Raw genomic sequence first — 25,075 nt, forward strand, 5'->3', positions numbered from 1 at the left:
ATCGTAGCTTTCCTTCCTCCGTCTCTCTAGATCTTTTGTGCCGGTCGCAGGGCCCGCAGCCGGGCCGTGACGTGGGCGGCGGCGCCGTCCATGAGGTGGTCGGCGACGGCCTCGACGGTGCGGGCCCGCCACGGCTGCAGGCTGGTCCCCGCGACCGCCTGGTTGAAGGCGCCCATCGCCGGTCCGCAGTGCACCAGGTAGTCCACGGTGGCCTGCCGGTCGCCCGTCACCGCGAGGCGCAGGCCGCGCCGGAAGTAGGCGCGGAACACTTCGGCCAGTTCCGCCTTGGGGTCGGGGCCCGCCGCCGTCGCCCCCGGGTCCTCGCCGCCCAGGTAGCGGTCGAAGACCTGCTTCCTTGTGGGGGCGTCGAGTTCGGCGAGGGAGGCGTGGCGGCGCCACAGGTCGTGCAGCCTGGACGCCCTGGCCGGGAAGAACTGGCCGCGCTTCAAGTAGCGTGCCTGGACGCCGTGTTCGAACAGCTCGCTCCAGGGCGCGGTGTCCACGTCGTACTCCTGGGCCTCCTGCAGCAGGTCCTTGACGGCGGCGCTGGTGGCCGCCTCCACCGAGCACTGGTTGATGGAGCCGGTCAGCACGAAGTCGGCGCCCATCAGGAAGGCTGCGGCGGCCGCCTCCGGGGTGCCGATGCCGCCCGCGCATCCCACGTGCACCCGGTGGCCCGGCAGGGCCGCCTCGTCCCGGAGCCGCAGAACCGCCGGGAGCAGGGAGAGCGGGTTCGCCGTGCCGGCGAGCCAGCCGCCGTCCGCCTCGACGCACAGGTCGTCCGCCATGGGGCGCCGGGCCGCAGTGGCGGCCTCCCGCCGCGTCACCGATCCCTTGGCGAGCAGCGTCGCGACGTGCTGGTGCGGCGGCGGCGCGAGGAAGGCCGCGGCGAGGTCGGTCCTGGACACCTTCGCGAGGATCCGGCCGCCCTTGAGCCGGTAGCGGACCAGCTCCTCGGTGACGAAGGGGTAGCCGGACGCCTCGACCAGGCCGACACCGTGCCGCAGCAGCGCGTCGACGAGCGGGGCCTCCCGCTCCGGTGCCCGGTGGGGATAGAGCAGGTTCACGCCGTGGCCGTGCGGGCCGAGGTCCTCGGCCAGCCCGTGCAACTGCCGCTCCACCTCGTCGTCCTGGAGCCCGCCGATGCCGAGAAAGCCGAGCAGGCCCGCCTTCGACGCCGCGCGCACCAGCTCCCGCCCGGACACCCCGCCGTACATCGACCCCACGACGTAGGAGCGCCGCAGCCCGTACCGTTCGCGGAAGCCGTGGGCGCCGAGCGATCCGGCGTCGATCCCCGCCGGCTCGCCCTCGTCGGCGGGCGTCCCGGTCGCGGCCGGCGTCTGCGCCGTCGGCCGGTCGTCCCGCGGGGTCAGCGGTTCCGCGGCGTCCCTGATGCGCGTCACCAGCTTCGTCAGGACCCTGCCCGGCCCCAGCTCCGTGAACTCGAAGTCCCCGTACGCCATCAAGGTGCGCACCGTGTCGGTCCACCGGACCGACGAGGCGATCTGCGACACCAGGCGCTCCCTGACCGTGTCGGCCGTGTACGGCCGGGCATCGACGTTGGCGAGGACGGGGATCTTCGGCGGGTGCAGGGTGACCCCGTCGAGGAACCGGCCGAACTCCTCCGCCGCCGGGCGCATGTACCGCGAGTGCAGCGGGGCGCTGACGTGCAGCCGGACCGTGCGGGCACCGACGGCCTCGAAGGCGGGGCAGGCCGTGTCGATCAGCTCGTCGGGCCCGGAGACGACGAACTGGTCCATGGCGTTGTAGTTGGCCAGGTCGAGGCCGCCGAGGTCCGATTCCGCGAGGACGCGCGTGACGGTCGCCTCGTCGACGCCGACGACCGCGGCCATCGCCCCGCCTCCCGCGGCGGCCATGAGCTCACCGCGCCGCCGCACCAGGCGAAGTCCGGTCGCGAAGTCGAAGACCCCCGCGGCGAACAGCGCCACGTATTCGCCGAGGCTGTGCCCGATCACGTGGTCCGGCGGTACCGGGTCGTCGGCGAGCCGCTCCAGATAGGACAGTGCGCCGACGACATAGAGGGCGGGCTGGGTGAACTCGGTGCGGCCGAGCCGTCGGTGCGGGTCACTGACGCACAGTTCCTCGATCGAGTAGCCGAGCACGTCGTCGGCGATCGCTGTCTGTTCGGGGAATCGAGCGAACAACTCCTTGCCCATGCCGCGGCGTTGAGATCCCTGGCCCGGGAATCCGTAGACCTTCATTCCCTGCACCTTCCGTGGTGTCGTCGGGGCGGCGTGCGTGCGGACCTCGGCCAGCAGGTCGGTGTCCTTGGCGAACTGGCTGAGCAGCGGCAGGGATCGGGCGCCCGTACCCGCCGGGAGCAGGGCGCGGACGAAGTTGTGGAGGCTGCCCGACGGACCGAGGTCCAGATAGAGGAAGTCCCCGCGGCTCCGCAGGCCGGCCATGGCGCGCTCGAAGTCGATCGTGCGCCGCGCGGCGTGCCAGAAGTGCTCCGGGGTGACGTCCTGCACAATTTCCCCGGTCGCGCAGGAGACCCAGGGGACGCGCGGCCGTGCGAGCACCACGCCCTCGAAGCTGTCGCGGCACGCCCCGACGACCGGGTCGAGGAGCCGGGAGTGGAAGGCGTACTCGACGGGCAGCCGCAGGTGCAGCACGTCGGCCGCTCGCAAGGCCGCCTCGGCGGCGGCCAGTTCTGCCTCCCCGCCCGCGACCACGAAGTTGCCCGGGTAGTTGCGGGCCGCGACCTCGCAGGCGCCCAGCTCGGGCACCGTCTCCATGACCTCGGGCCCGGCCAGCACGGCGAGCATGCCGCCGCGGGGGCTGCCGGCCATGATGCCGGCCTGCCGGACGAGCACGCGCAGGCAGTCGTCCGCGGACAGGCTGCCCGCGACGACGGCCGCCGCGTACTCGCCGAGGCTGGAGCCGAGCACGTAGTCGGGCTCGATGCCCTCGGCGCGCAGGGCCTCCGTGAGGGCCAGCTCGATCATGACGATGGCGGGGTGGGTGATCCTGGTGTCGTCGAGCGGGTGGTTCCTGGGCTTGGCGGGGTCGAAGACGCGGTCGACGACCGACTCGCCCAGGTGCCCACGGACCACGACGTCCAGGCGCAGCAGCGTGGTGCGGAAGACCTCGTTGGCGTCGAAGAGCTCCTTGCCCATGCCGTAGTACTGGGAGCCCTGGCCGGAGAACATGAACACCACGGGAAGCCGTGGCTCCGCGCTCTTGGGCGGCTCGCTCGCCAGTCGCTCGTTCATCGGTAGCTCTCCCAGAACAGGCCGCCGGCCGGGGCCGCGGGCTCGGCGGTGCCTCTGATGACGGTCCTCCGGTTCAATTCGGGTTCGGGCAGCGGTCGCCTGGTCGGAAGCGGGGCCCCGGGCGCGGGGGCGAGCAGCAGGTGCGCGTTGGTCCCGCCGTCGGCGAAGCAGTTGAGCGCGGCGACTCCCGCGTCCTGGGGCCAGGGGCGGGACGCCCGGGGGAAGTACAGCGCGGAGGCGGCCACGTCGAAGTGGTCGAGCGGCTCCTGCCCGGAGCGGAACGGCACCTGCTCCCGGTGGTGCAGCATCAGCACCACCTTGATGAACGCCGCGATCCCCTCGGCCGTCAGCGGGTGGCCGATGTTCGGCTTGACCGAGCCGAGTGCCACGGGGCGCGTGGAACCGGCCCGGTAGACCGCCTGCACCGCCTTGAGTTCGAGCAGATCGGTGACGGTCGTGCCGGATCCGTTGGCCTCCACCCAGCCGACGTCCTCGGTCCCCACGCCGCTCTGCGCGAGCGCCGTGGCCATGACCTCCTTCTGCGCCTGGAGGTTGGGGGTGGCCGGGCCCGCGGTCCTGCCGTCGTTGTTGATCGCGATGCCCTTGAGGACCGCGAGCACCCGGTCCCCGTCGGCCTGCGCCCGTGCCAGCGGCTTGAGCACGACGACGCCGACGCCCTCACCGAGGATCAGCCCGGCCGCCCTGCGGTCGAAGAGGTGGAACTCCTTGCCCGGGTTGAGCAGTCCGCGTCGGCCGAACAGGTCGTACGGCTTGTCGTCGGCGAGCAGGCTGACGCCCGCGACAACGGCCGACTCGATGTCGCCCGCGCGCAGCGCCCGCGCGGCCATGTCCATCGCCACCAGGGCCGATGAGCAGGCGGTGTCGACGACCAGGCTCGGGCCGCGGAAGTCGAAGAACTGCGAGATGTTCGCGGCCAGGTAGTTCTGACCGGTGATCACCACGGGGTTCTGCGCCCGCGCCAGTCGCGCCTCGTCCGGCATGTGCGCCGCACGCCCTCCGACGTAGACGCCGACCCGGCGGCCCTTCAGCTCCGCCGGGCGGTAACCGGCGTGGTGCACCGCCCTGTTCACCTCTTCGAGGAGCAGCAGCGCCTGCGGATCCATCGCGGCGACGTCGCCCTCCGACAGCAGGAAGGCCTCCGGGTCGAAGCGGAGTACGTCGGGCAGCAGCCCCGCGTGGTGGTCCACCGGCTTGCCGAAGCGCTCCCGCGGTACGGGACGCAGCGCCGAACGCCCCTGGCGCAGCAGCTCCCAGTAGGCGTCGCCGGACGGGGCGTCGGGGAACCTGCAGGACAGGCCGACCACCGCTATGTCCGCCCCGGTGGACGCCGGTCGCGCGACGGCCGGGTCGGCCGCTTCGAGGACGACGGCTCGGGCGGCCGGTGCCTCGGGGGCCTGCGGTGCCGGGGCGTCGGACGGGGCGGGGCCGAAGGCGGCGAGCAGGTCGTCCGGGTGCTCGTCGGCGAGGTAGGCGGCGAACTCGTCCGCGGTCGGGTGCTCGAACAGCGCGGACGGGTCGAGGGACACGTCGAGCTGCTTGCCGAGGGTCTGGACGAGCTGGGTGACCAGGATGGAGTCGATGCCGTAGTCGTGCACCGGCACGTTCCCGGCGAGCCGCGCCCGGTCGAAGCGCAGCTCCAGCGCGAGCCGGTCCAGGAGCCAGGAGGCCGCCGCGCCGGCCGCCTCCTTGAGCACTGCGGGGGTCCCGGAGGGCGAGGCGTCGTCCGCCACCGCGGCGTGCCCGGAGGCTGCGGCCGCAGCGGTGACGGGGTCCGGAGTGACAGGTTCCGGAGTCAGGCGGCGATCGGTCAACCGCTCCGGGCGCCAGTCGGCCTCCGGCCGCACCACGGCGGGCACGACCACCCGCGCGCCGCTCGCCAACGCCCGGTCGAGCAGGCGCAGTCCCTGTTCGTCCGTGAGCGTCGCGAGACCGGACGACTGGTACGCGGCGCTGCGCGCCGGGCCCATGCCGGTGTCCTGCCAGCTCGGCCACGCCACGCTGACCAGCGGAAGCCCGTACGGGCGGGCCTCGGCGACCGTGTCCAGGTAGGCGTTGGCCATGGCGTAGTCGCTCTGCCCGACGGCGAGCGCGGGTACGGCCGCGGCGACGGAGGAGTACATGACGAACAGGCTCAGCGGTTCGCCGCGGAGGCACTCCACGAGCGTGTCGAGGCCGAAGACCTTGGGGCCGATCACGCGTTCGACGCCGCTCCACGGCTTGCGCACGAAGGCGGGGTTGTCGGTGTCCACCGCTCCGGCGCTGTGGATCACTCCGCCGATCGGGCCGAGCCGGCGCCGGACGTCCGCCACCGCCGCGGCAGTGGCCTCCTTGTCGTCCAGCGGCACGGCGAGGACCTCGATCTCCACGCCCCGGTCGGCCAGTTCGGCCAGCGGGCGCAGCTTGCGGCCCAGCGCGTCGTCCGCCGCGATGTGCGCGACCCAGCGCTCTGGGGACGGCAGCGCCTCGCGGCCCGTGAGGACCAGCTTGCGGACGCCGTACCGCTCGACGAAGTGCCGGGCGGTCAGCAGGCCGAGCCCGCGCGTGCCCCCGGTCACCCACAGCACATGCCCGTCGGGGAAGCGCGCCGCGTGCTCCGGTGCGCCGGGCAGCTCGCGCAGCACCGCGCGGTGCCGCACGCCGTCGCGGTAGGCGATCTCGCCGGGCTGCGCCTCACCGCCGATCTCGTCGGCGACTCGGCGGCACAGCGCGTCGTCCGTGCACACGCCCACGGCGACGTGACGTGAGGTCACGTGGCGGTACTCGCTCTGCAGCATGCGGTAGAGCCCGGTGCGGGCCGCGCCGCCGTGGACCGCCGCCCCCGTGTCGCGGGAGACCAGCAGGGCGACCAGTCCACCCCTGCTCCGGTCGACCGTGTGCTGCAGCCAGGCCAGCCAGGTGCGCAGCGCGGAACGGTCCATGGCCGCACCGGATCCGCCGGACCCGTCGGGCTCTGCGCAGCCCGCCAGATCGATCACCCCGTCGAATCGGTCCCAGCGGGTGCCGGGGTCGGTGAGGTCGGCGGCGAGGCGCTCGGGGGTGAGCACCTCCGCCGCGGGCAGGGTGGCGGCCAGGCGGCCGGCGAGCGCCTCGGTGCCCGGCGCGGCGAGGACGGCAATCGGCCCGACCCGGCCGGCGCGTGCCGGCAGTTGGGCAGGCACCCAATGGGTGGCCAGCAGCACCCCTTCCTCGGCGGAGGCGGGGAAGGCGGCGGAGGCAGGGGAGGCAGGGGAGACATCGGCGGGCGAGGCAGCAAAGGCACCGGAGGGCAGGGGTTCGGAAGCCAAGTCCTGCTCCAGCTTCGCCAGTTCGGCGTCCGCCGCCGCCAGCCAGACCCGCTCGCCCCCGAAGGGGTAACCGGGCAGCGGCACCCGCCGGGGCGGCACTCCCCCGTGCAGGACGGACCAGTCGACCGGCCGGCCCGACGTCCAGGCGACCGCGCAGACGGCGGGATCGGTCGACGGGGCGCCGGCCGGAGCGGGCCTGCGCGGGTCGACCACTCCGGTCCAGCTGCCGACGGGCACCTCGCCCACAGCGAACTCGTCGAGGCGCGCGGCCAGTTCGGCCAGGGTGTCGAAGCGGACGGCAAGGCGGTGCGCCATGGCCTCGCGCCCCGACTGGAGCGTCCACGCGACGTCCAGCGGGGTCGCTCCGGCACCCTCGGCGCGCAGATGCGCGGCGAGCCTGCGCGCCTGCTCCACGAGCCGGTCGCCCCCGCGGGCGGAGAGCACGGCGAGTTGGGTCTCCGCCGGGGTGGTCGACGTCCGCTGTGCCTCGGGGAACTCCTGCAGGATGACGTGCGCGTTGGTCCCGCCCGCCCCGAAGGAGCTCACGCCCGCGGTCCTCGGCCGCTCGGTCCCGTCGGCCAGCACGCGGCGCGGCCACGGCGCCAGTTCGCGCTGGACCTCGAACGGGGTCGCCGCGAAGTCGACGTTCGGGTTGAGGTCGTCCGCGTGCAGCGAGGGGGCCAGCTCGCCGTGGCGCATCTGCAGCAGCACCTTGGTGACGGCAGCGATGCCGGCCGCCGACTCGGCGTGTCCGATGCCGGACTTGACCGAGCCGATCGGCAGCCGCTCCGGCATGTCGTCCTGGAAGGCCCGGAGCATGCCGTTGATCTCCACCGGGTCACCGAGCGCGGTGCCGGTGCCGTGCGCCTCCACGTAGTCCAGGTCCGCGGGGCGCATCCCCGCCCGGTCGAGCGCGGCCCGCACCAGGTCGCCCTGTGCCTTGGGGTTGGGGACGTTGAAGCCGCGACCCGTTCCGCCGTGGTTGACGGCGGACGCCTTGACCACCGCGAGGATGCGGTCGCCGTCGGCCACCGCGGCGTCGAGGCGCTTGAGGAGCACCGCGCCCGAGCCCTCGGCGGGGACGTATCCCGTGCCGCCGGTGCCGAAACTGCGGCAGCGGCCATCCTCGGCGAGGAAGCCACGCCAGGCCAGCTGCAGATACTTCGCCGGGTGGCTGGAGATGTTGACGCCGCCCGCGACCGCGACCTCGCAGTCACCGGAGCGGATGGCCTGGCAGGCCTGGTGGATGGTGACCAGGGCGGAGGAGCACATCGTGTCCACGGCGACGCTGGGCCCCGAGAAGTCGAAGAAGTACGACACCCGGTTGGCGACCGAGGCGAACGACGAGTGCGGGGGCAGCCCTTCGCCGCGCAGCGCGTCCTGGACCCCGTACAGCTGGTACTGGCCGTACATCATGCCGACGAACACACCGGTGCGGGAGGCCCGCAGCTGGTCGCGGGTGTAGCCGGCGTCCTCCATGAGGTGCCACACCGTCTCCAGGAACACCCGCTCCTGGGGGTCGGTGAGTTCGGCCTCGATCTGTGACATGCGGAAGAACAGCGGATCGAAGCGGTCGGCGCCCCGGACGAAGCCGCCCCACTTGCCGTACGTCTTGCCGGGGACCGACTTGTCCGGGTCGTAGAACCGGTCGTGGTTCCAGCGGTCGGCCGGTATCTCCTCGATGCTGTCGCGTCCCGCGCGCAGGTTGCGCCAGAACTCGTCCACGTCGTCGGCCTGCGGGTAGCGCCCCGCGACACCGATGATCGCGATGTCGTCGCCCGAGTCGGCGGCCGGGACGGTTCCCGGGGCCGCCGCCGTGTCGCTCACGGTGGCGGGGGCGAGGTCCTTGAGCCGCGTGGGCCCGGAGGTCCGGGCGGCGGGCGCGGTGAACGCCTCGGGGTGCGAGGCGGCCAGATGGTCCGCCAGTTCGCCGACGGTCACATACTCGAAGAGCAAGGTCTTCGAGAGCGGGCCGCAGTGCTCTTCCAGGCGCCGGGTCACGCTCAGCGTGATCAGGGAGTCCACACCGTAGTGGTCGAGGGGCTCCGTGACGGCGATCTCCGCCTCCGGGAGCTTCAGTTCCTCCGCCATGATCTGGAGCACCAGGCGCTCGGCGCGGGCGTACGTGTCCTCGCCCGCCTGCTGCGACGCGGCGGCGTGGACCGCGGGTGCGGCCTTCGCCGGGGCCTGGCCCGGTGTGCCGTTCAGCTCGGCCAGCACCCGCGCCGGGTCGCCGGGCGCCAGCAGCAGACGCGGCGCCGTGCCCGCCAGGGCGCGGTCGAGCGCGTCGAGGGCCGGTCCGGTGCGCAGCGGGCGCATGCCCAGCTCCCTGGCCATGTACTGGGTGCCGGCCGCGTCGGCCCGCATGCCGCCGTCGGCCCAGACAGGCCAGGCGGCGGCGAGGGTGCGGCCGCGCCGCGCGCCCTCATGACGCTGCCGCTCGCGCTGCTCGGCGAAGTGGTCGAGGAAGGCGTTGGCGTAGGCGTAGTCGGTCTGTCCGACATTCCCGAACGCGGCCGCCCCGGAGGAGAACGCCACGAAGTAGTCGAGGGGCTCGTGCCGTGTCGCCTCGTCGAGGAGCACCGTGCCGTGCACCTTGGCGGCGAGGACGGCCTCCGTGTCCGCCCGGTCCCTGCCGAGCAGCAGGCCGTCCCTGAGGACCCCGGCCGCGTGCAGCACGCCGCTCACCGAGCCGTGCAGGCGGCGGGCCTCGTCGATCAGGCTCCGCACCCCCGCGGCGTCGGCGACGTCGGCCCGCACCACGTGCGCGCCGACGGCCGCGATCCTCGCCAGGGCCTCGGAGCCGGGAGCGGTCCGGGAGGCGAGGACGATCCCGCCCGCGGTCTGCCCGGCGGCGCGGCGCGCGGCGGCGATGTGTTCGGCCACGAGCAGCCCGAGCGCACCGGTGCCGCCGGTGATCACATGCGCTCCCGGCCCGGTGAACAGCGGGGACCCGGCGGCCCCCAGGCCCACCTGGCGCCAGGCGCGCCGGTGCCGACCCGCCGCGTCGACGCGCACCTCCGCTTCGCCCGCGGCGCCGAGCTCGGCGAGCACCGCGTCGGCGAGGGAGCGGCCGTCCGCGACGGCCAGTACGCCGAAGTCGACCGTGGGCAGCTCCCTGCGCACCGAGCGCGCGAAGGCGCCCATCGCCGGGTGCGCCGGTGAGACGGCCGGGTCGCGGTGGACGTACAGGTAGCGCAGCGCGCCGCGGCGCTCCCGCTGCCATGCCTGGAGGAACGCCGTCGCCGCGTGGAAGCCGTGCTCCACCGCGCTGCCGGGCCCGGCGTCGGGCCCGGCCAGGTGCACCACGTGGACGGGGCCCGCGACCCGGGCGGCGGCGAGCGCCTCGTCGACGCCGAAGCCGGTGCCCAGGGCGACGCGCAGGGCGTCGGCGCCCGTGTCCGTCAGGGCGGTGAGCAGCGCGTGTCCCTCGGTGCCCGCGTCCAGCAGCAGCACGGTGGCGTCCGTCTCGCGCGGGACCCGCGGACCGGGCTCCCAGGCCGGTTCGTACGCGGAAACCGTGTCGGTCACCGACGCCGCGGCCGGGGCCGTGGTCCGCGCCATGCCCTGCGCGGGGACCTCCCGCAGGGTGAACGTGTCGATCGTGGCGAGGACTTCGCCGCTCCCGTCCACAAGCGCGATGTCGAAGGCGAGCGTTCCGGGTGCGGCGGGGTGGGCCGAGGGGGTGGCGTGGGCGTGGACCCGCTCCGGCAGTGTGGCGTACAGCCGGACGGCGCCCAGCGAGAACGGCAGGTAAGGGAGCGGCCGTGCGGGGTCGTCCGCGCCGGGCGCGAGCCTGCTCGCCGTCTGCAGGGCGGCGTCGAACAGCGACGGGTGGAAGACGTAGTCGTCCGCGTCCGCGCGGCGCGGTTCGGGAAGCCGCAGCGACGCCAGTGCCTCGCGCTCGCCCAGGGCGATGTGCTCGATCACCTGGAAGCTCGGGCCGTAGTCGAAGCCGAACCGGGAGTACAGCGCGTAGCACTCGGCGCCGTCGAGGACGCGCGGGGAGCGCGAGCGCGCCGCCGCCAGGTCGACGGGGGCGGGGCGCTCGCCCGCGGTGCTGAGCAGCAGGGTGCCCTGGGCGTGCGCGGGGGGTCCGTCGCCCGCGGTGCGTATCTCGAAGGACGGTCCTGTGCGGTCGCCGGTGACCTCGACCGTGAGGCGGTGCTCGCCGCCGTCGGCGGGGAGGCGGACCGGGCTCGCCCAGACGAGGCCGTCGACCCCGCGGACGGGTGCCCCGAACGCCGACTCCCCCGCCAGGCGGGCCATTTCGAGGTAGGCGACACCCGCGAGGACGAGGTCACCGCCGACGACGTGGTCGCGCAGGAAGAACTCCCGGCCCGTGAGCGTCTTCGTGTACGCCGTGCCTCCGGACGCGGAGCCCGTGGCGTCGCGCGCGTCGAGCAGGGTCGGGTGCAGCCGGGCGGCGCGCTGCGGCTGTGCCGCCGCGTGGGCGGTTTCCGGGGTGGTGAACCAGTGCCTGGTGCGGGCGAACGGATACGTCGGCAGATGGACGCGGCGTCGCCGCGTTCCCTGGTGCAGGGCCGCCCAGTCGACCTCGGCTCCGGCGAGCCACGCGTCGGCGAGGGCGGTCAGGTCGCCGGTCGCGGTGACCGGGGCCGGCCGCCGCTCGGCCTGTCCGCCGCGCACCGCGGACGGCCGCCCCGCGAGGTGCGCGGCCAGTTCGGCGCGGAGCGCGGCCGTTCCTCGCGCCACCACGGCGAGCCGGTGCGTCATCGCGTCGCGGCCCGTCTGCAGGGTGTACGCGAGGTCGCCCGCGGGCACGTCCTGGTCCGCCAGGTGGTCGACGAGTCGCTCGGCGGTGTGCCGCAATGCCTCGGGGGTGCGGGCGGAGAGCACGTACAACTGCTCGACGGCCGCGGTGTCCTTGGCGCCGGTGTCCGGCATGTGGGGTTCCTCCAGGACGATGTGCGCGTTGGCCCCGCCGAAGCCGAAGGAGCTGACTCCGGCGCGGCGCGGCAGGCCGTTCCCCGCGCTGTCGCGGGGCTTCGGCCAGGGCCGTGCCGTGGTGGCGATCTCGAACGGGCCCCCGTCGAGTTCCAGATAGGGGTTCTGCTCCCGCAGGTGCAGTCCGGCGGGGATGGTGCCGTGCCGCAGCGCGAGGACGGCCTTGAACAGGCCCGCGATGCCGGCGGCGGCCTCCAGGTGACCGATGTTGGTCTTCACGGAACCGATCACGCAGCCGGGCGCCGCGGTCGTGTCTCGCTCCGCGTGCAGCCTGCGGAAGGCGGTGCTCAGGCCCTGGGTCTCGATCGGGTCGCCGAGGGCGGTGCCGGTGCCGTGCGTCTCGATGTAGCCGACGGTCTCCGGCGCCACGTCGGCGGCGCGGTAGGCCTCGACGAGCAGATCGGCCTGGGCGTCCGGACTGGGGGCGGTGAGCGAGGTGGTGCGGCCGCCGTGGTTGGCGGCGACCGCCTTGATCACCGCGTGGACGGCGTCGCCGTCCAGGTCCGCGCGGTCGTCCGGCTTGAGCAGCACCACGCCGACGCCCTCGCCGCGCACGTAACCGTCGGCCCGGCTGTCGAAGGTCTTGCAGCGGCCGTCGGAACTCAGCATCTCGCCCTGGTCGAGCACGTCGTACACCCGCGGTGAGAGGATCAGGTTGACCCCGCCCGCGATGGCCAGGTCGCAGGTGCCGGCACGGAGTGCGGTGACGGCCTGGTGGACGGCGGTCAGCGAGCCGGAGCAGGCCGTGTCCACGGCCATGCTGGGACCGCGCAGGTCGAGGAGGTACGACACCCGGTTCGGGATGACGGACAGGGCGCCGCCGGTCGCGGTGTGGGCCTGCGGGGCGACCCCGGCGTCGCGCTGCGCCTGGAGGTAGTCGGCGCCCGCGACGCCGATGAACACGCCGACCCGCTTGCCCGCGAGGTCGGAGGGACGGTAGCCGGCGTCCTCGACGGCCGACCACACCGCTTCGAGCAGCAGCCGCTGCTGGGGGTCCATCAGCTCCGCCTCGCGCGGGGAGATCCCGAAGAAGGCGGCGTCGAAGCGGTCCACGTCCGGCAGGAAGCCGCCCCAGCGCTTGCGGCCACCCGCCTCGCGCGGGCCCCAGCGGTCCTCGGGCACCTCGGTCACCAGGTCGTCCCCGGCGCTCAAGTGGTGCCAGAACTCCTTGAGGTCGGCCGAGCCCGGCAGCCGCCCCGCCATGCCGATGACCGCGACGTCACCGCCGCGCGGGCGCTCGACCGATGCCTCGGCCCCGGCCTCGGCCGGCCGCGCCTCGACGGCGGGAGCGACCGCGGCCACGGCGGACGCGAACCGCTTGGCCAGCTCGCCGGGATACTCCTGCCACAGGTGCTCGGCGAGCGCGGCCAGCGTGCCCCGGCGGTAGAACAGCGTCGGCTGGACCTCGATACCGTACGTCCTGCGCAGTTCGGCGCTGAGCGCGGTGAAGCTCACCGAGTTCATGCCCACCTCGCCGAGCGGGGTGTGCGGGCCGATCTCCTCGGGGCGCACCCCGGCCAGCCGCCCCACCGCCTCGGCCAGTTCGGCCGTCAGGGCCTGGACGCGCCCTTCCGCGCCGCCGCCGGCCGCGGCGGGCTCCGGACGCCCGGCGCCGCGGACGCCGAAGCGGGACCGCAGCTCGGCCAGGGGAAGGGCGGCCAGCGTGGTCCGGTCGACCTTTTCGTTGAGCGTGTGCGGGAAGCCGGTCACGCGGACCAGCACATCCGGGACCATGTGGGCCGGCAGCCAGGCCGCCAGCTGCTCCCTGGTCGGCTCGGCGGTCCCGTCGGAAAGGACGTAGCAGGCGAGCAGCGAGCGGTCGCCGCCGCCCTGGCCGCGGGCCACCACGACCGCCTCGCGCACGCCGTCGACGCGCCGCAGGGTCGACTCGATCTCCTCCAGCTCCACCCGGAAGCCGCGCACCTTCACCTGGGAGTCGATCCGGCCCAGGTAGTCGATGCGCCCGTCGGCCCGCCGACGCACGAGGTCACCCGTGCGGTACATCCGCGCCTCGGTCCCGGCCGCGAACGGATCGGGCAGGAAGCGCTCGGCGGTCAGTTCGGGGCGGCCCAGGTAGCCGTCGGCCACGCCGTCGCCGCCGATGTAGAGCTCGCCGGGCACGCCGATCGGGACCGGCCTGCGGGAGCCGTCCAGGACGTACAGCGAGGTGTTGTCGATCGGGGCGCCGATGGTGACGCGCTCGCCGCTGCGGAGCCGGCTCACCGCCGACCAGATGGTGGTCTCGGTGGGGCCGTAGAGGTTCCACACCGCCCTGTTGCCTGCCAGCAGCGCCTCGGCGGTGTCGCCGGGCAGTGCCTCACCGCCGCACAGCACGGTGAGTTCGGGGTCGCCCTGCCAGCCGGCGGCCAACAGCATGCTCCAGGTCGCCGGGGTGGCCTGCATGACCGTGGCCGAGCCGCGCTCGACGGCCTCGCGCAGCCGCAGTCCGTCCTGGGCGACCTCGGTGGGCAGGACGTCCACCGTGCCGCCGGTGATCAGCGGCAGATAGAGCTCCAGGCCGGAGATGTCGAAGCACACGGTGGTCAGGGCCAACAGTGTGTCCGCCGGGCCGAATCCGGGCTCGTGCGCCATCGACCAGCAGAAGTTGGTCAGCGCGCGGTGCGGGACGCGGACACCCTTGGGGCGGCCGGTCGATCCCGAGGTGTAGATGACGTACGCGGCGTCCGAGGGCCCGGCCGGTCCCGGCGAGGGCAGCGCGGGCGGCTCCTGGCCCCCGTCGATCAGGAGCCGGGGCGCCGAGCCGCCCCAGGCCGCCCCGACCGAGGAATGCGTGAGCATCAGGTGGAGTCCCGCGTCCCCCGCCATGTAGGCGAGGCGCTCCTGCGGGTACGCCGGGTCGAACGGCACGTACGTACCGCCCGCGGCCTGCACGGCGAGCAGCGCCACCGGCAGGTCGGCGTCGCGCGGGAGCAGCACGCCCACGGTGCGGCCGCGGCCGACGCCCGCGGCGGTGAGGCGGGCGGCCAGGGCCGTCACGCGCTGCCCGAGAGCGCGGTAGGTCAGCTCCGTTCCGCCGTGGCGGACGGCGACCGCCTCCGGCCTCGCCTGGATCTGACGGCGTACCAGCTCCCAGACGAGGGTGTCGGACGGGTAGTCGACGGTGGCGGGCGGCGCGAGGTGCGCGCGCTCGTCGGCGGTCAGCAGGTCGAGGTCGCCGACCGCGCGGCCGGGCGCGGCGACCGCGGCCGACAGGAGGGTGACGAAGTGGTCACCGAACCGCTCCACCGTGGCGGCGTCGAACAGGTCCGGGTTGTACTTGAGCGTGTACCGGCAGCCTTCGGGCTGGTCGACCAGGTCGAGGGTGAGGTCGAACTCGCCCTCCTGGTGCACCCCTTCGACCCTGCCGCGCACCACGCCGTCCTCCGGCATGTCGCGCGCCCAGTTGTGGAAGTAGAAGGCCGCGTTGAACAGCGCGTCGGCGGCGGCGCCGGGGTTCTCTCCGCGCACCTCGTCGGCGAGCGTGATCAGCGGGTACGCGCTGTGTTCGAGTGCGCCGAGGACCATCTGGTGGATCCGGCGGACCAGATCGCGGAAGGCCTCCGTGCCGTCGACCTTCTCGGCCAGGACCACCATGTTCATGAAGTAGCCGAGCACGTCGTCATAGCCGTTGGCCGGGCGGCCGGCCGTCGGCGTGCCGACGGCGATGTCCTCCTGGTCGCTGTAGCGGTGGAGCAGCGCGAAGTAAGTCGCGAGCATGACACTGGACAGCGAGGTGCGGGCCGCCGCGGCGAGCGCGCGGGCCTGCTCGGTGACGTCGGCGGGGACGCGGCCGCCGACGCTCGCGCCACGGAAGGTGGGCACGGGCGGGCGCGGCCGGTCCAGCGGCAGAGGCACGGCGGTGCGGCGGTCCCGCAGCCGGTCGAGCCAGTAGGAGCGCAGGCGCTCCGCCCGTGGGCCCGCGAGGAGTTCGCGCTGCTGGGCGCAGAAGTCGGCGAAGGTGCGCGCGGGCCGCTCGGTGGGCAGGGGACGTCCTTCGCGCAGCGCGCGGTAGCCGCGCTCGACCTCCGTGAGCAGCAGCGGGATGGACAGTCCGTCGAGCACCAGGTGGTGCACGGTGAGCAGCAGCGCCTGGCGGCCGTCGCCGAGGGTGTAGAGGGTGGCGCGCAGAAGCGGCCCTTCGGCCAGGTCGAACGGCTCCCGCAGCTCGGCGTGGATCCGGTCCCGTAGGTCACTGTCCGCGACGGAGGTCAAAAAGACCTGCCGGAAGGGCAGTTCCGGCTCGGCGGCGATCCGGGCGAACGGCCCGCCCTCGCCCTCGCGCACGCTCGCGCGCAGTTCCTCGTGCCGGTCGAGCAGGTCCTGCAGGACGACCCGCAGCGTCAGCACGTCGACGTGGTCGTCGAGCCAGAAGGCAAGTGGCAGGTTGTAGGCGCAGTTGCCGGGTGCGATCTGCTCGATCACCCACAGCGCTCGCTGGCCCTCCGACAGCGGATGGTCGGCGAGGTGGGTGTCGCGCCGGGGGCGCAGGACGGCTCGGGCCGCGGCGCGCACGGCGGGCGTCCCGTCGACGGCACGCACCGGCTGGGCCGCGGGCGCCCGCTCGGACGTGCGGACCACCTCGGATGCCTGGACCGGCTCGGACGTGTGCGCCGCCTCCGGCGTGCGGACCGTCACGGATACGGGCGTGGCGGGCTCAACCGTGTGCGTCGCGACCGGCTCGCTCACGCGTTCGGCCGCGGCCTGCGACGCCGCCTCGGCCGCCGCCTGCGAAACCGCGTCGGCCAGCCAGTGGGACCGCAGGTGCTCCGAGAGCTCGGCCAGCGTCGGCCGCGCGAAGAACTCCTCGAGGGGCACGTTGACACCGAAGGCGTCCTCCACCACAGCCACGATCTTCATGCCGCTGAGCGAGTCGAAGCCGTAGTCGACCAGAGGCCGCTCCGGGTCGATGCGTTCGTCCAACTTCAATACGCTCTTCAGCAACTCACCGAGGCGGGCGGTGACCGTGTCCCCGGCGTCCCGCACGTCCGGCCGCGCGAGGGCCGTCACGGCCGCCGGCGCGGTGGCCGCCGGTGCCGCGTCCTCGCGTACACCCGGATTCCGGGCGACCAGCACGTGCTGGCCCAGTTCGACGCCCTCGGCGCCCAGGGCCCTGACGTCCGTGTAGCCCTCCTCCTCGAGCAGCGTGATCCAGCTGTCCGGCGCGGCGAGGGGCGAGTTGGGGATACGGAGCTCACCGTCCTGGAAGGCCCACCAGCCCTCCATGACGCCGCCGCCCAGGGTCAGGTACGGGCGGATGGAGGTCAGTTCGTTGAGCACCAGGAGCCCGCCGGGCCTGAGCAGGTCCTTCATCATGCGCAGGGTGGTCCGCAGGTTTCTTGTGGCGTGGACCACGTTGGTGGCGAGGACCGCGTCCACCGAACCCGGCGGGAAGTCCTGTTCGGCGAGACCGCGTTCCAGGTTGAGCAGCTGGAAGCGTACGAACGGGTACTGCGCGGCGAACCGCTCGCGGCCGTAGTCCAGGAAACGCGGGGAGATGTCCGTGAAGGTGTAACTCACGCGGTCCGGGTGGCCGGCCAGCGCCGGGATCACCCGCTCGCTGGTGGCACCCGTTCCCGCGCCCAGCTCCACCACCTGGAAGGAGCCGCTGTCCGTCAACTGCGGTGGCCGGGAGTCCAGATGGGAGCGGACCGTGTCGGCGACGAGCACGTTGAAGAAGTCGGTGAGCGGGTTGCCCTTGTACAGGTCCTGCACCAGCTCCATCGAGGAGTCGGGGAACATGACCTCGGTCCCGACCACCTCGCCGCGCAGCAGCTTCGGGTAGGACCGCAGGAACTGCCGGTTGAGCCGTGCCGTCGGCGCGATGTCCGGGTAGCGGGTGGCGACGTCCTCGAAGTCGGCCTCCCAGCGGTCCGCGGCCGTGGCCCCGTCCGCCCCGTCGACCGCGCCGGTGGCGGTGAACCACTCGCCCTCGCGGGTCAGGAAGCCCTTGGCGGCGAGGAGGTCGAGGATCGCCTCGTGCAGCCTGCTGAACTTGTCCCGGATGCCGAGGTCGGTGCGCAGATCCTCGCTCCGGTGCCGGTCACCGGGGCGCAGGAAAGCACCCATGCGCTGGTAGACGCCGAACAGTCCAAAGACCGAGGCCGAGTCCAACCGGTCGTATCCGGTGCGGACTTGGGTGATGGCGGGGTCGATGTCGGCATTCCCTTCGGGCACGGGCAACGCGGGGGCGGTGGCCTGTGGTATGGACGTGGCGGCGTGCGGCACGGATACGCCGGCCTGCGGCTGGGGGATCCACAGGCGCTTGCGGGCGAACGGGTAACCGGGCAGCTCGATCCTGCGTGCTGCCGGAGGCGTGATCTGCGACCAGTCGACGACCGCACCCGCCACCCAGCGCTCGGCGACGGCCGTCAGATCGCGGCGCGTCACGGCCTGTTGCAGCGCGACGGCCTCGTCGTCGGAGAGCCGCGTCGCCGAACGGGGGGCCCGTCCGGTGGTGACGGTGTCCGCGGCGCCCTCGCCCGCCGCGTACGCGGTGAGCAGCCCGGCTGCTTCGGCGACCGATGTCGCGGGCAGCGCGAGTCGGAACTCGTGCGCGGTGCGGCCCGTCTGGAGGGTATGGGCGACATCGGCGAGCCGGAGGTCCGCCGCAGCGGCATCCGCCGCCGCGGTGTCCGCGGCGACCACCGCGCTCGGCACGAGATCGGCGACCGCGTCGGCGACCGCCCCGATCGTGTCCGCCGTCAGGGCGGCGTCGGGCAGCGGGTCGACGCCCAGCTCCCGCGCGAGCAGCGCGTGGTAGCGGGCGCGTTCGGTCACGCCGAAGCCGCAGTCCACGAGGTCGGTCGCAAGGTCGAACGTGTCCTCGGCCACCCCGGCGACCTCGGCGGCGAGGCGCAGGCCGATGCGGCCGGCGGCCGCCACCGCTTCCCGCGGCTCCAGCGCCCCGTCCGTCCTTGCCGGCAGGCGCGGGGCCCCGCCGGTCAGGAAGGCGGCGAGGTCCGCCGCGTACGTCCGCAGCCGCTCCTCGTCCTTCGCGGAGAGGACGAGCAGTTGTTCCTGTCCGTCGTCCGCCACGGGCTCCGGCGTGTCGGCCGCGCCGGCCGGCAGGTGCTCCTCCACGACCACGCAGGCGTTGGAGCCGCCCGCGCCGAAGGAGCTGATGACGGCGCGCAGCGGCAGCTCGCGGGGTGTCCCGTCCGCTTTGGGCCGCGCCTGCCGCTCCCAGGGCTCGCGGGTCTGCTGCACCTGGAACGGCGTGGTGTCGAAGTCGATCTCCGGGTTGCGCTCCGCGGAGTGCAGCGACGGCACCAGGGTGCGGTGGCGCAGCTGGAGCAGGACCTTCGTCAGCCCCGCGATGCCGGCTGCCGCCTCCAGGTGGCCGATGTTGGTCTTCACCGAACCGACCGCGACCGCGGGCCTGTCCGTGCCGTGCGCCGGGTCCCTCCGGCCGCCGAAGACGTCGACCAGCCCGGCGATCTCGATCGGGTCGCCGAGCAGCGTGCCGGTGCCGTGGGCCTCGACGTAGCCGACGGTGTCGGCGGCCACTCCCGCCCGGTCGAGCGCACCGCGGACCACGGCGGCCTGGGCGGTGGCGCTCGGCACGGTGTAACCGCCCGCATCGCCGACCGCGTTGACGGCGGAGCCGCGGATCACGCCGAGGACGCGGTCCCCGTCGGCGAGCGCCGCGGCCAGCGGCTTGAGCAGGACGGCTCCCACGCCCTCGCCGTCGACGAAGCCGTCGGCGCCCGCCCCGAACGCCTTGAGCCGGTCGTCGTGGGAGAGCATCCCCGCCTGGGCGAGGCCGCGCAGGTGCTTGGGGTGCAGGATCAGGTTGACGCCGCCCGCGATGGCGGCGGAGCACTCCCCCGTGGCGATGGACCGGCAGGCCAGGTGGAGCGCGGTCAGGGACGACGAGCACGCGGTGTCCACGGCCATGCTCGGGCCGGTGAAGTTGAAGGAGTGAGAGACCCGGTTGGCGATCGACCAGTGCCGGGAGTGCGCCTCGGTCGGCACGCCGAGCGCGTTGGCCGCGCCGCTCATCCACTCGTAGTCGCTGCCCATCACGCCGACGAACACGCCGACGGGGCCCCGTGCGGCGAGCGTGGCGGCCGGGCATCCGGCGTCGTCCAGGGTCGCGGCCGCGGTCTGCAGGAACAGGCGTTCCTGAGGGTCCATCGCCTCGGCGTCGGCGGGCGAGATCTGGAAGAACAGCGGGTCGAACGCGTCGACGTCGTCGATGAATCCGGCCCACTTGCTGTACGCGGCCGTTGCCCCCGTGGGATCGAAGTGGGCGCCCGCGTCCCAGCGTTCGGCGGGCACCTCGCGGATGCAGTGGCGGGCCGCGGCGAGGTTGTCCCACAGCTCGCCGACCGTCTCGGCCAGCGGGTAGCGCCCCGCGACGCCGACGACGGCGATGCGGTCGTCCGCGCGCTCCTCGGGCCCGGGCTCATCGGTGGTGAGAGCGGGCGCGGCCTGGCCGTCGGACAGCTTGCCGGTGAGGAACCTGGCGAGGGCGCGGGTCGTGCGGTGCTCGAAGACCATGGTCGCGGGCAGCCGCAGCTTGGTGCGGGCGCTGAGCCTGTTCCGCAGCTCCAGGGCGGTCAGCGAGGTGAAGCCCAGGCGCAGCAACTCGGCGTCGGGGTCGATCTCCTCGGCCGATCCGTACTTGAGCGCGGCGGCGACCTCGCGCCGCACCAGTTCGGTGACGACGTCCTCGCGCTCGGCCACGGGGACCGCCCGCAGCCCGTCGCCCTCACCCGCGGCGGCGGTGTCGGCCGGTGCGCCGGCGGTGGGTCTGGGGCGGCGCAGCGCCGGGGCGCGCAGCAGCGGCGGCAGCGTGCCCTCGGCGGAGCGCGCCGCCGTGCGGTCGAGGCGGACGGGGACGAGGTGGGCCCGGTCGGCGCCGAGCGCGGCGTCGAGCAGGGCGAGGCCCTCGTCGGTGGCCAGCGGCAGGACGCCGGCGTCCCCGAGCCGCGCCAGGTCGTCCTCGTCGAGGCGGCCGGTGAGGGCGCTGCGCTCCGCCCACAGGCCCCATCCGAGCGAGAGCGCGGGCAGGCCCTGGGCGTGGCGGTGCTGCGCCAGCGCGTCCAGGAAGGCGTTGGCGGCGGCGTAGTTGCCCTGTCCCGCGGTGCCGAGGGTGGCGGCGACCGAGGAGAACAGCACGAAGGAGGTGAGCTCCAGGTCGCGGGTCAGCTCGTGCAGGTGCCAGGCGCCGTCGGCCTTCGCCGCGAGGACGGAGTCCAGGCGCTCGGGTGACAGCGAGCCGATCACTCCGTCGTCGAGTGTGCCGGCGGCGTGCACGACGGCCCGCAGCGGGCGCTCGCGCGGGATGGCGGCGAGGAGTTCGGCGAGCGCGTCGCGGTCGCGGATGTCGCATGCCGCCGACGTCGCCCTCGCGCCGAGCGCGGTCAGTTCTCCGGCGAGCTCGGGGGCGCCCCGACGGCTGACGAGCAGCAGGTCGCGTGAGCCGTGTTCGGCGACCAGGTGGCGCGCCACGAGGCCGCCCAGGGTGCCCGACGCGCCGGTGATCAGTACGGTGCCTTCGGCGGGCAGCGCCAGAACCGCGGTCCCGGCGCCCTGCTTCGCGCGCACCAGCCTCGGGGCGCGCATCTCGTCTCCGCGCAGGGCGAGTTGGGGCTCATTTGTGGCCAGCAGGGTCGGCAGAAGTCCAAAGAGGCCGCCGGTACCCGCCGCGCCGTCCGCACCGTCGGTGTCGAGGGCGAGGTCGGAGTCGATGTCGACCAGCACGATCCGGTCCGGGTTCTCGGTCTGCGCCGAGCGCACCAGGCCCCACACGGCGGCAGCGGCGGGGTCCGCCTCCTCGGCGGTTCCGGTACCGGTCACCACGGCGGAGCGGGTCACCACGACCAGGCGCCCCTCGTCGCCGTCCTCGTCGGTGAGCCGGGCCTGCAACCCGGCGAGGACCGCGGAGGTCATCTCCCGTACTCGGTCCGGCTGTTCGCCGTCGACGGCGGGGCAGAGCAGCACGGTGGCCCGAGCGGCGTCGCCGGCGCGGGAGACGGCCGGGCGCACGGGCACCCAGTCGACGCCGAACAGCGAGCCCCGGCCCGCGTCGAGGCTCATGCCGTCGAGCGGACGCAGCGTCAGGGAGTCCGCCGTCAGGACGCCGCGCCCCGTCCCGTCGGAGATCCGCAGGGCCACGGCGTCCCCCTCCAGGGGCGTGAGCCGTGCCCGCAGGGCGGACAGGTCGGCCGCCGCTTCCGTGTCGAGCCAGCGGACTCCGGTGAAGGAGAACGGCATGGCGGGGGTGGTCCTGAGGTCCAGGGAGTGCAGGGCGGCGTCCAGCAGGGCGGGCCGCACCGGCTCGGGCAGGGACACCTCGGCGTACAGCTCTTCGCCGTGCCGCCACAGGGACCGCAGGCCCCGGAATCCGGGCCCGTACTCAAGACCCTGCTCGGCCAGGTCCGCGTACCAGGTGGAGAGGTCCACGCGCTCGGCGCCGACGGGCGGCCACGGCACCGGGTCCTCCGCGGCACCGTCCTGCGACTCGGCGTCGAGCAGCGCACCGGTGGCGTGCAACTGCCAGTCGGAATCGGCGGTGCGGGCGTGCAGGCGCAGCGGGCGGATGCCGTCCCCGTCGGCCGGGCCCGCGACGACCTGGACCTCGACCTCACCCAACTCGGGAATCAACAGGGGGGCCTGGAACGTCAGTTCGTCCACCGCTCCGCCGGCGTGCAGCGCCATCTCAAGGAGCGCGGTGCCGGGTACGACCATCTGGCCCCGCACGCGGTGGTCGGCCAGCCACGGGTGGGTGCGCAGGGAGAGGCGACCGGTCACAACCGTCTGGCCGCCCTCCGCCAGCTCCACGGGGGCGTCGAGGAGCGGCCGCGGCGGCCGCAGCCAGTAGGACGTGGACTCGAAGGCGTAGGTGGGCAGGTCCACGACGCGCGCGCCGGTGCCCTCGAAGGAGGGTCGCCAGTCCACGGGGACGCCGTGGGCGTGCAGACGGGCCATGGACAGGTGGATCTGCCGGGTGGAGTCCTCGTCGCGGCGCAGCGATCCGACCACCAGGGCCTGGCAGTCGGCGTCCTGCGCCGTCTCCTCGACGCCGAGCGCCAGGACCGGGTGCGGGCTGCACTCGACGAACGTGCGGTGCCCGTCGGCGAGGAGGCCGTCGACGACGGGGGCGAAGCGGACGGTGGTGCGCAGGTTCTCGTACCAGTACGCGGCGTCGAGCCCCGAGGTGTCCAACACCTCCCCGGTGACGGTGGAGTGGAAGGGGATGTCGCCCCGCTGCGGGCTGAGACCCGCCAGGTCATCCAGGATCCGCTCGCGGAGCCGCTCGACGTGCGCGGAGTGCGAGGCGTAGTCGACCGGGACACGACGGGCCCGTATCTCCTCGGTCCCGCAGTGCGCGAGCAGCTCGTCCAGGGCTGCGGCGTCGCCCGAAACCACCGTGGAGCGCGCTCCGTTGACGGCGGCGACGAAGACCCGTCCGTCCCAGGGCTCCAGCAGGGCGCGGGTGGCGTCCGGCGACAGGGCGAGGGACACCATGCCGCCCTCGCCCGTGATCTCCAGGAGCGCGCGGGAGCGCAGGGCGACCACGCGAGCGCCGTCTTCCAGCGAGAGGGCCCCGGCCGCGCAGGCGGCGGCGATCTCGCCCTGGGAGTGACCCACGACGGCGGACGGCACGAGTCCCGCCGCGCGCCACACCTCGGCCAGCGAGACCATGACGGCCCACAGCGCGGGCTGCACCACGTCGACGCGCTCCAGCGCCGCGGCGTCGTCCAGGACGTCCCGCAGCGACCAGTCGACCAGGCCGCTCAGGGCCTGCTCACACGCGTCCATCCGCGCGGCGAACACCGGGGACGACTCGCGCAGGCCGCCGGCCATCCCGGCCCACTGGGACCCCTGGCCGGGAAAGACCCACACCACGCCGGACTCGGGGGCAAGGGTGCCTTCCACGACTGCGGGCGCCGCATCGCCCGCGGCCAGGGCGCCGAGCCCGTCCAGGAGTTCGGCGCGGCCGGCGGCGACGACGACCCCGCGGTGGTCCAGCGCGGCACGGGTCGTCACGGTGGAGAACCCGACGTCGGCGGGGCTCAGCTCCGGGCGGGCCTGGAGCCACTCCCGCAGCCGGTCTGCCTGGCGGCGCAGCGCGGCTTCGGAGCCGCCCGACACGACCACCGGGACCACGGCCGGGACACGGGTCCCGGGCGCGGCGCCGGCCGCACCACCGCGCGCCGCCGTCTCTTCGGCGGGCGCCTGCTCGATGATCACGTGCGCGTTGGTGCCGCTGGCCCCGAACGCCGAGACACCGGCCCGGCGGGGGCGGCCGGTCTCCGGCCACGGCCGCTGCTCGGTCAGCAGCTCCACCGCGCCCGAGCGCCAGTCCACGTGCCGCGAGGGACGCTCCACGTGCAGCGTCCGCGGCAGCACGCCGTGCCGCAGCGCGAGCACCGTCTTGATCACGCCCGCCACGCCCGCGGCGGCCTGCGTGTGGCCGATGTTCGACTTCAACGAGGCGAGCCACAAGGGCTGATCGGCGTCGCGGTCCTGCCCGTACGTGGCCAGGAGCGCCTGCGCCTCGATGGGGTCACCGAGCGTGGTGCCCGTGCCGTGCGCCTCCACCGCGTCCACGTCGGAGGGGGTGAGCCGGGCGTCGGCCAGCGCCTGCCGGATGACCCGCTCCTGGGAGGGGCCGTTGGGCGCCGTGAGTCCGCTGGAGGCGCCGTCCTGATTGACCGCCGAGCCGCGCAGCACGGCGAGGACCTGGTGGCCGTTGCGCCGCGCGTCCGACAGCCGCTCCAGGACGAGCACACCGACGCCCTCGGACCAGCCCGTGCCGTCGGCCGCGTCCGAGAACGCCTTGCACCGGCCGTCCGCCGAGAGGCCGCGCTGGCGCGAGAACTCCACGAAGGTGGTCGGGGTGGACATCACCGCGACACCGCCGGCCAGGGCCAGGGAGCTCTCGCCCGACCGCAGCGAGGCCGCCGCCAGGTGCAGCGACACCAGCGACGACGAGCACGCCGTGTCCACCGTCACCGCAGGCCCCTCGAAGCCGAACGTGTACGAGACGCGCCCGGACGCCACGCTCGGCAGGCTGCCGGTCAGCAACTGCCCCTCGAAGCCGCCCGTGTCCTGCCCGAGCCGCGAGGCGTAGTCGCTGTACATGACGCCCGCGAAGACGCCGGTACGGCTGCCGCGCAGCGAGGACGGGGCGATGCCCGCGCGCTCCAGCGCCTCCCAGGACGCCTGGAGCAGCAGCCGCTGCTGCGGGTCTGCCGCCATGGCCTCCCGGGGGGACATCCCGAAGAAGCCGGCGTCGAACTCCGCGGCGTCGTAGAGGAATCCGCCCTGGCGCGTGTAGCTGGTGCCGGTCTGCTCCGGGTCCGGGTCGTACAGGCCCTCCAGGTCCCAGCCGCGGTTCGCGGGGAACTCCGACACGGCGTCCACGCCGTCGACGGCCAGCCGGAACAGCTCGTCGGGCGACGTGGCGCCGCCGGGGAACCGGCACGCCATGCCCACGATCGCGACCGGCTCGTGGCTCGAAGGGCCCGACTCCGCCTCGGCCAGCCTCCGGCGAGTGTCACGCAGCTCGGCGGTGACCCGCTTGAGGTAGTCGAGCAGCTTCCCGTCGGTCAT

2 protein-coding genes are annotated in these 25,075 nt (G+C 74.3%); both read right to left on the reverse strand.

What is annotated here, in order from left to right:
- Nucleotides 1–26: 26 nt before the first annotated feature.
- The gene (gene fabD / locus ABZ385_RS29190) at nucleotides 27–3,236 is read right to left on the reverse strand and encodes an ACP S-malonyltransferase (protein ID WP_358913804.1); all 3,210 of its coding nucleotides are present in this window, start codon (nucleotides 3,234–3,236) and stop codon (nucleotides 27–29) included.
- The gene (locus ABZ385_RS29195; protein ID WP_358913805.1) at nucleotides 3,233–25,075 is read right to left on the reverse strand and encodes an amino acid adenylation domain-containing protein; all 21,843 of its coding nucleotides are present in this window, start codon (nucleotides 25,073–25,075) and stop codon (nucleotides 3,233–3,235) included. Before ABZ385_RS29195 ends, fabD begins: the two co-directional genes overlap by 4 nt.

Source organism: Streptomyces sp. NPDC005898 (genome assembly GCF_040629635.1).
Classification (GTDB): domain Bacteria; phylum Actinomycetota; class Actinomycetes; order Streptomycetales; family Streptomycetaceae; genus Streptomyces.

Coding starts and splice junctions, on each gene's coding strand:
- fabD (WP_358913804.1), bottom strand. CDS start 3,236: ATGAACGAGCGACTGGCGAGCGAGCCGCCCAAGAGCGCGGAGCCACGG.
- ABZ385_RS29195 (WP_358913805.1), bottom strand. CDS start 25,075: ATGACCGACGGGAAGCTGCTCGACTACCTCAAGCGGGTCACCGCCGAG.